The following is a 2,378-nucleotide window of genomic DNA, read 5'->3' on the forward strand; positions in this document are numbered from 1 at the left end:
CAGGACCCCAGATGCATCTCGTACACCGAGAACGGCGCCTCGTGCACCGCAGAGTCCGCACGCTGTGCCAGCCACTCCTCGTCCCCCCACACGTACGCCGACTCCGTCACGATCGACGCGGTGGCAGGCGGTACCTCGGCGTGCCGGGCCATGGGATCCGCGCGCACGGTGTGCGTGCCGTCCGGGCGCGTGATGTCGAACTTGTAGCGCGTCCCGGGCTCGATACCGGGCAGGAACAGTTCCCAGACGCCGCTCGAGCCGAGCGAGCGCATCGGATGGGCGCCGCCGTCCCAGTGGCAGAAGTCCCCGCAGACTCGGACCCCGCGCGCGTCCGGCGCCCAGACGGTGAACCGGGTTCCCCGGACCCCGGCGTGGGTCATCACCCGCGCGCCGAGCGCCGTCCAGAGCTCCTCGTGACGCCCCTCACCGATCAGATGCAGGTCGAACTCGCCGAGCGCGGGCAGAAAGCGGTACGCGTCGTCGGTCTCCAGCACCGTGTCCTCGTAGGCCACCAGAAGCCGGTAGGAGGGGATGTCCTGGAGCGGCAGCAGTCCCGAGAAGAACCCGTCGCCGTCGTCGTGCAGCTCCGCCCACTCCTCCCCCAGGACGACGGTCACCGAGAGCGCACACGGGCGCAGCACCCGGAAGGCCACCCCGGCCGCCACCGGGTGCGCGCCCAGCACCGCGTGCGGGTCGTGGTGCGTGCCCGCCAGCAGCCGCTCCCGGTCGCCGGGTGCCGCGGGAGCGGGTTCCGGGGTACCCGACGACGATGAGGCGAGGGGCGGTTGTCGGGCGATGGTCACGGCGTCAGCCTCCTCAGGCCGGGGCGTTCGGCGAGGCGTGCGATCGCCGCCATCGGCACGGGCAGCCAGTCGGGGCGGTGCCGGGCCTCGTACAGCACCTCGTACACGGCGCGGTCCGTCTCGTACGCCCGCAGCAGCGCGGGTTCCGCCCGGGGATCCCAGCCCGCCTCGGCGGCGTAGCCGGCGCAGTACGCCTCGCGGCAGCGCAGGGCCCACTCGGAGCGCCAGGGCCTGCGGGCGTGGGCGGCGTAGTCGAAGGACCGGAGCATGCCCGCGACATCACGGACCGGGGACCGGGCGCGGCGCCGCTCGGGGAGCGGGCGGGCCGGCTCCCCCTCGAAGTCGATCACGTGCCACCGCCGTTCGGCCCACAGCACCTGTCCCAGGTGCAGGTCACCGTGGATGCGCTGGGCGGGCCGGGGCGTGCGCAGCGCGCTCAGCTCGTTGAAGGCCTCACGCAGCCCGGACGCGTGGGGCAGCAGTTCCGGTACGGCGTGGATGGCGTCCCGCAGGCGGCCCGTCATCGCGGACGCGAGCCGCCTGTTCTCGGGCGCGCCCCGGGCCTCGACGGGGAACGCGGCGGCGAGTGCCAGATGCACCTCGGCCGTGGCCCGCCCCATCTCGTACGCCTCGGCCTCGAAAGCCCGCCCGTGGGCGAGGGCCTCGAGGGCCTGCGTCCAGCCGTCGACGCCGCCGCGCAGGAACGGCTGGACCACACCGAGCGTCGCGTCCCACGGGCTCGAGGTGCGGAACCAGGCCACCGGTGCGGGTACGCGGGTGCATCCCTGCCGGGCCAGGGCCCAGGGCACTTCCAGGTCCGGGTTGATTCCGGGGCGGACTCGGCGGAAGACCTTCAGGATGTACGTGTCGCCGTACACCAGCGAGGAGTTGGACTGTTCGGCCTCGAGAAGACGAGGGGCCAGTCCGGTGGGGATCGACACCCGCCAGTCACGTTCGAAGCGGAGGGCGCCCGTGGTGTCCGGCGTGCGCAGCCGCTCCAGGAGCAGCGACGCCGTGTGCGGTTCCTGGAGGGCGTCGTGGACCAGCAGCCCCGCCAGGGGGCCTTCGGTCACGCGCCCCAGTACGGCCGGGGAGAGCCGGGGCGACAGCGACTCCCCCACGCCGAGGAAGAGCTGGTAGCAGTCGTGGGCCGGGGCGGCGCCCGGCCCGCGCATCGCGGGCGGTTCGGCGTGGTCGGCGCGTACCAGGACGTGCAGGAAGTCGGGTTGCAGCTCGGTCACCGACAGCAGCGCCAGATCCGTGACCGGGCGCCCCTTGCCGGCGAACCAGCGCTGCCGTGGCAGCCACTGCCGCAGCAGACCGGAGAGCGAGGCCAGCAGCGAGGTGGGGCCGAGGCTGTACGGGCGGAGCGTTGCGGTCTGGGTCTTCGCCATGGCATCGCGTCCTTTCCGTGGCGGCCGGAGGATCAGCGGCGATCGGTCAACTGCCGACGAACAGATGGACCCTGGTGGCCTGCGGCACGTTCTTCCGGAGTCGGAACCAGTAGAAGCCGTGGCCTGCGAGGGTGAGCAGGTAGGGGAGTTCGCCGATGGCGGGGAAGCGGACTCCGCCGAT

The 2,378-nt window shown here is 73.2% G+C and carries 1 protein-coding gene and 1 pseudogene; both read right to left on the reverse strand.

All coding sequences use genetic code 11. The features are described from left to right. Positions 1 to 803 (reverse strand): annotated as a pseudogene (locus ABZ904_RS51055) (1,4-alpha-glucan branching enzyme); the annotation flags it as partial. Next, positions 800 to 2,197, reverse strand: a complete 1,398-nt coding sequence (locus ABZ904_RS51060; protein WP_361006380.1) for a maltokinase — start codon at positions 2,195 to 2,197, stop codon at positions 800 to 802. The gene ABZ904_RS51060 and the pseudogene ABZ904_RS51055, both read right to left, overlap by 4 nt. Positions 2,198 to 2,378 lie beyond the last annotated feature (181 nt).

Origin of the sequence: Streptomyces sp. NPDC046900 (assembly GCF_040644975.1) — a bacterium.
Lineage (GTDB): Bacteria > Actinomycetota > Actinomycetes > Streptomycetales > Streptomycetaceae > Streptomyces.